Origin of the sequence: Candidatus Aquarickettsia rohweri, assembly GCF_003953955.1 — a bacterium.
Classification (GTDB): Bacteria; Pseudomonadota; Alphaproteobacteria; order Rickettsiales; family Midichloriaceae; genus Aquirickettsia; species Aquirickettsia rohweri.
The window spans coordinates 1-6,899 of record NZ_RXFM01000079.1 but is presented as its reverse complement, the minus strand read 5'-3'; the positions used below and the strand labels follow the sequence as shown (position 1 = coordinate 6,899).

Genomic DNA, 6,899 nt, shown 5'->3' with positions numbered 1-6,899 from the left:
ACCTTAAAGTCTCTGTCCAAACTTCAATATTGAATAAAAAAATATAATTTCATGAAGTCATGAAGTTAAAATGGTATTTCATCTTTAATTTCTTCAGCATCATAATCATCATTAACACTAGGAGTGCTATTTTTGTTGTCAAAAGCAATTTTATTTGTACTGGCTTGGTATCCAGCTTTAGAATCCATAAGCATAATAGTGCTATTAAATTGGCTTAAAATTACCTCAGTAGTATATTTTTTATTGCCCTCTTGATCTGTATATTCTCTTGTCTGCAGTTTTCCTTCTACATAAAGTTTACTTCCTTTTTTAACATAATTCTTAACAATATTAACAAGCCCAGGAGCAAAAACAACTATCCTGTGCCAATCAGTTTTTTCTTTTTGCTCACCTGAAGTTTTATCTTTCCATCTTTCACTAGTAGCTATTGATAAATTGGCAATTTCTTTACCTCCAGATTGAGAAACTCTAATTTCTGGCTCATTGCCAACATTACCAACTAATATAACTTTATTAATACTTCCAGACATTTTTAATGATTAAATTTTTCATTTTAGTAAAATAAAATGGTAATATTAAAAATAATTACTTATTGTTAACAATTGCTTTAAACTCTGAACCTACTGAAAAGCTTACTCTTTTCTGAGCTGGAACTTTTGCAATTGTGCCTCTTGGAGTTTTAACTTCTTTTGCTTCAGTATGCTTTGCTTTAAACGATCCAAATCCAATAAACCTTAATTCATTAGAATCTTTAAGTGAATGTGCTATGCATTTAAAAACTGAATTTAAAATAGTATTTGCTTTCGTTTTTGTACAATCTAAATCTTTTGATAATATATCTAAAAATTGGTTTTTATTCATTTTGTTCTCCGTTATAAAATTAAATTACTTAATTATAAAATCTTTCTACCAGTAAAAACAACAACTATGCAACAATTATTTTTAATTTTTTTCAAATATTTAGCATTTGATGCTATATTTTTGCTAATTAAATTTAAAATTAGAATAAATTAATTTAATTTCCATGAATTGTTAATATTTTGTGTAAATAACTTTATTGATCTTTCTTCAATATTACTAGTAAGTATATGATTTTTAAGGGTTTTAAGATCTATATTTTCAGCTGTTATTAAAAAAACTTCATTTATAGCATTAACATCTTTATTTATTATTAATTCTGTGCATAAAATAACTATGGATCTATTATTTACTATAGATTTATTAAGTTTAGTTACAATAAGTATATCTTGTAAGTCTGTATTAAAGTCATCTTCTTCTGTTGAATGTGGGATAAATGACAGCTGAGAGAATGTCCACAAGAGATTGTCTAAAACATTCATTTCATCTTTATCTTTACATAATAATACAATTTTTTTTTTCTAACCCAATAATTTTAATAATAATCTTAGGAAGCGTTATATTATATAGAGCATGTTGAATATTATAAATTATTAATGCCTTTTTCATTTTTAAGCATTAATTAATGTCTTTAATTTATTTATTATTACTTGAACAGCAACAAACTTATTATCTTCATTTTCAAGTAGCACTTTATTTATAAAGCTATCAAAACTATTTAATTTATTATGATCTTTAATAAAACTTAATTTATCTACATTTTCATAATCTTTGAGCTGCTCAAATACAACTTCGATAGTAATTTTTCTCAATTCATTTTCAACATAATCATAAGCTAATTTTTCAATATGATTGAAATTATCACGTTTACTTAATAATTCTAAAATTTGGTCAATATATAATCTTTCCCTAATTTTAAAATATACTTTTGATATTGTATTAAGATCAATTTTTGAGGATTTGTTAATTGTTATTATATCATAAAAAGAGTTGATAAGGCTAAAATAAGCAATGTTTGAGATAAGATTTTTAGATTTTTTGACTTCAATAATATATCCATTAATCTTTTTAACTTGTCTTTTTATAATTGTATTTTTTAAATATGAATCAGTATCAAAAATTTGATATAGTTTTATCAAACATTTTTTATTAATTTGAATGATAGATTCAATATTATCAATTTCATTATAATTTATTAAAATCCAATTTATACTACTTTTAATTAAAGATTGTATTCTATTAAGCAATTTATATCTTGAATCTACAGATATATATGTTGAAGCACTATTTATTTTATTTAAAATACTTTTTATATCTGTACTTTCCATTAATAGGTAAAAGGATTTTATTATATTGATTGGGTGGAACCCTTTTTCTGAAGCAAGTAAATGGAATGTTGTGCATCCTAATGTATTTACAAATTCATTAGATATAATTGTAATAATTATTTCATTAGAAAGTTTGTGCAGCAATAAAGATTTTTTAAAATTTTGTTGTAAGTAATTTGGAAAATAAGAAAGCAACATATCTTGAAAAAACTTATCTTTAGTAAAATCATAAGATGTTAATATCTTGGCAATAGAATTTTTAGAGTAAGCTACTAAAACTGCTATTTCTGGTCTTGTTAGAGATTTATTTTCAAGCCCTAATTTTGTTATATCTTCATTACTTGGTAGGCTTTCAATTTCTCTTTGTAACTCGCCTTTTTCTTCAAGACAACTAATTAACCATGAGTAATCTTTTAAATTATTAATATTGGAGTAGTTCTCCATATTTAATAAAATAGATTGATCATGATTATCTTTTAATACCAATTTTTCAATATCATTTGTTAATTGAATTAAAATTTTATTTCTATCTTCTAGTGAAATATTTTTTTGCTGTAGCTCATGTTGTAAGGCAATTTTTATATTTACTTCATGATCTGAGCAATCAACTCCAGCAGAATTATCAATAAAATCTGTATTAATTCTCCCACCTCTTTTAGAATATTCAATTCTACCTTTTTGTGTAAATCCTAAATTACCACCTTCTCCGACAACTTTACATCTTAAACTTTTACCTAAAATTCTCAAATTATCATTTGCTTTATCCCCTATTGTTGAATTATCTTCAAATTCATCTTTAACATAAGTTCCTATACCTCCATTCCATAATAAATCAACAGGTGCTTTTAATATAGCGCTAATCAATTGAGATGGTGGTAATTTATCAGCTATTATGCCTAAAGCATTTCTTGCTTCAGGAGAAAGCATAATTTCCTTCACTGACCTTTGATAAACACCACCTCCCTTTGATATTAAACTTTTATCATAATCAGACCACTTAAGATTAGGATTTTTAAATAACCTTAATCTTTCTTTATAACTAGTTAAGCAATCGGGGTTAGGATCAATAAATATATGGATATGGTTAAAAGCTGCAATAAGTTTTAAATTTTTTGACAATAGCATGCCATTCCCAAATACATCCCCAGACATATCACCAATTCCGACAACGCTAATAACGTCTTTATCTAAATTTACATTTAAAGCACTAAAGTGATTTTTGGCACATATCCATGCACCTTTAGCAGTAATGCCCATTTTTTTATGATCGTATCCAGCAGAGCCTCCGGATGCAAAAGCATCTCCAAGCCAAAAATTATATTCTTTTGAAATTTCATTTGCATAATCAGAGAAAGTTGCTGTCCCTTTATCTGCTGCAACTACAAAGTAAGGATCAGCCTCATCATGTCTAATAACATTTTTTGGACATATTATTTTTTTATTAACTATATTATCAGTAATATCTAGTATCCCCCTTAAAAAATTTTTATAACATTTAACTCCTACTTTAAGAAAATTTTCCTTATCTTTAGGAGCATGTTTAATAACAAAGGCACCTTTGCATCCAGAAGGAACAATTAGTGAATTTTTAGTCATTTGAGATTTCATTAAGTCTAAAACAACTTTTCTAAAATCTTCTGTTCTATCAGTCCATCTAATTCCTCCTCTGGCAATTTTAGCACCCCTAAGATGAATAGCTTCAAATTGTGAAGAATATACAAATGTATCAACTTCTGGTTTTGGAAGAGGCATTTCTTCAATTTCTTTTGAATTAATTTTTATAGAAATATAATCTTTGTATCTACCAGTATTTTTATCAATTACAAAAAAGTTTGTTCTTTTTGTAGCCAATATTAGCTTTAAGAAAGTACTTAAAATTTTATCCTCTATAAATACAGATATTTTAGAAAGTTTATTGTTTAATTCATTGATTATCTTGCTTTCTGCTGTTTTTACATAATTTAAATCAGGATTGAACCTTATATTGAATAAATTCATTAAATTTTTAGTTATATCAAAATACTTTACTAGAGTATTAAGTACATAATCAAAGCTAAATTCAAATTTAATTTGTTTTAAATATTTAGTGTAAGCCCTTAACAAAGAAGCTTCTCTATAATTAAGCTCTGCATAAAAAATTAAATTATTAAAAATATCATCTTCTATTATATTATTCCAAATTTTTTCTAACCCTTCTTCGAGATTACATTGTAAAGAATTATTAAACTCAAATTCACCTACTTTTGGTTTTGTTCTGAAATAATGGATAAATACGGTTTTTTCTATTCCTAAATTATTAATTTTAGCTTCAAAAGTTTCTACATCAATTATGTGTAATCCTAAATTATCAATTATTGGAAAGATTGTTGATAGATGAAGTTCATTATCTAGTGAAAAAATCTTAATTTGAATTAAGCTTTTACTACTTTTCGCTGAATTGTAGATTTTAAAAGTAACTTTGTTTTTTAATAAAGCTTCCTCAATAGCCCTAATATCATGTATAGATTGCTCTATTGAAAAGCTATTGGTATATTTTACGTCAAATGCATCTTGATATTTTTTAAATAGTTTATCAGCTTCCTTTCTACTTAAATTAAGATTTAAAGAATCCTTTAAATCATCTTCCCAAACATTGATAGCACTAGTAATAAGCTTTTCTATCCTATTGATATTATAATCTGGTATTTTCCTCTCTGGCAAATTAATTATTAACTGTAATCTAGTAAGTGAACCTTCTCCAATTTTGACATAATGCTTTGCAATAAATCCGTTAAACTGACTACATAAAATATTCTCAATTCTTTTTCTTATTTGGGTATTAAATTTTGTTTTTGGTATAAATATTAATGCACTAATATATCTTTTTCCCTTATCTTCTCTAAGAAATAATTTAATTCTAGGATTAATAGTTAAAGATACTATTCCTGAAGCAATTTCATATAAATCTTTTTTGCTTATTTGTAATAATTCACTTCTTGGAAAATCTTCAAGTGCAGTAACTAGCTCTTTTGCATTATAACTATCATGTGGATATCCGTATTTGTTAATAACAAAATGAATTTTATCCCGTATGAGTGGGATATTTAAAACACTCATGTAATAAACTTTTGTTATTAAAAATCCAAAAAGTGTATGAACGGAATTACATTTCCCATTAGAATCATAATTTTTGACCGATATACAGAGCATAAAAGCACGCCTATGAACCTTAGTTTTAATATCTGATTTGCGGATAGTTATTACACAATTGCCAAATTTATAATTATTTAAAATATTTATTTCAGGATAATATTTATCTTGCTTTATTAAGCCTAAATTATTAATCTCATCAACTTTTAAAGTATTATTTTTATCTAATTTTGAATAACAATAACCTAAAAAAATAAAATTATCGTCTATAAGAAATTCTAGAAAATTTATATGTTCTTGATTTAATTCGCTAATTTTAATTAATTTGAGATTATCTTTTAGATTTTTAATGCAACACGATAATGATTTTTTCATTTCTTTCCAATCATTAACAGCTATATATGTGCATTCAAGTATAGCTATAATCTTTGTTTTTAATGATTTATAAAAATTATTATCAAACCAGTTGGAAATATAAAATTGTAATGCAGCAACTTTATCTTTTTTTAAATGTGTAAATTTGTAATCAACATAATTTTTCTGATCAATAACTTTATGAGTAAGAAGATTAATGTCTATATCGTGAGTTTGTAGTTCATTATTAATTGAATCAATTATAAATGGAGCATCATAGCAGACAATAGTTAAAATCGCATAATCAGAATCTTCATTTTCAACATCAATATCTACAATAAATTTACCTTTAAATTTTTCTTTTATAATTTTATATGCATCTTTACATGCTTTACTTATTATATCTGGTTTTACAGTAGATAAATTTTCATCCGAAAGCTCTTCTAAAAATTTCTTCGTAAAGTTAATAATATACTTATCTTTAATAGTTTTAATAATATCTTGCAATATTATTGAATTTTGTTTTATGTGATCTTTTTGCATATAATTAAGAGCGTATATTTATTATTAACAAAATGATAACACATTTTATTTTACAATAAACTTAAAAATAAGATTGCGCTTAAATACTTAATCGTAATGCCACTATAAATTGCAGTTAGTATGTAATTGTATAAAAATACTTATATACTTGTTAAATAAAATATAAAATTATTACAACTTAATGATGAATATATAATTTTACAATATTGTATTTTCATTACTTAATTATTGCTATTTTTCTATTATTTTGATGTTTGATACTTGCACAAAATACAGAATATTATATATTTATTATGATTAGATAAATTAAATTAAATAATTAATATTACGATATATAAGACATGAGCATTTTTCATAACATTTTAAATAATTGTACTCTAGAAAACAATGAAATACATTTACATCACTTAAAAGAAATATATGCCTATAAGAGTATTTGGAGAGCTGTTATCACGTAAGCGCTAAAATAAGGGCATCTAGGCAAGAATAAAAATAAGTGGTAGAACAAAAGCCTAAAAAAATAGAGGCTAATGATGCTATTAGAAAAAAAGAAAAAAAGAATAAGTAATGAAAAATGGAAAGAGCTAGTAGAAGAATATAAAAAAAGTAATGTAAGTAAATATGAATTTTGTAAGCAAAAGAATGTGCCGAGAAGTACATTTTATAAATGGCACAGAATTCTTGTAG

At 24.6% G+C, this 6,899-nt stretch carries 5 protein-coding genes; 1 reads left to right on the top strand and 4 read right to left on the bottom strand.

Features of this window, described 5'->3' with window-relative positions; all coding sequences use genetic code 11:
* Nucleotides 1-65 precede the first annotated feature (65 nt).
* From ssb to EIC27_RS05405, 4 genes are all read right to left on the bottom strand, one after another.
* Complete coding sequence (gene ssb, locus EIC27_RS05420; RefSeq protein ID WP_126045082.1) at nucleotides 66-530, bottom strand: single-stranded DNA-binding protein; 465 nt, start codon at nucleotides 528-530, stop codon at nucleotides 66-68.
* Between the two features lie 55 nt (nucleotides 531-585).
* Nucleotides 586-861 (bottom strand): HU family DNA-binding protein, encoded by a 276-nt coding sequence (locus tag EIC27_RS05415; RefSeq protein ID WP_126045081.1) that lies wholly within the window; start codon nucleotides 859-861, stop codon nucleotides 586-588.
* A gap of 149 nt (nucleotides 862-1,010) precedes the next feature.
* Nucleotides 1,011-1,370: a DNA polymerase III subunit chi gene (locus tag EIC27_RS05410; protein WP_276310341.1), complete on the bottom strand. Its 360-nt coding sequence runs from the start codon at nucleotides 1,368-1,370 to the stop codon at nucleotides 1,011-1,013.
* A gap of 99 nt (nucleotides 1,371-1,469) precedes the next feature.
* Nucleotides 1,470-6,212: an NAD-glutamate dehydrogenase domain-containing protein gene (locus EIC27_RS05405; protein ID WP_126045079.1), complete on the bottom strand. Its 4,743-nt coding sequence runs from the start codon at nucleotides 6,210-6,212 to the stop codon at nucleotides 1,470-1,472.
* A gap of 530 nt (nucleotides 6,213-6,742) precedes the next feature.
* Here EIC27_RS05405 and tnpA point away from each other — a divergent pair.
* Nucleotides 6,743-6,899, top strand: a 157-nt coding sequence (tnpA, locus tag EIC27_RS08320; RefSeq protein ID WP_410519448.1) for an IS66 family insertion sequence element accessory protein TnpA, incomplete at its 3' end; no start/stop codon positions are given.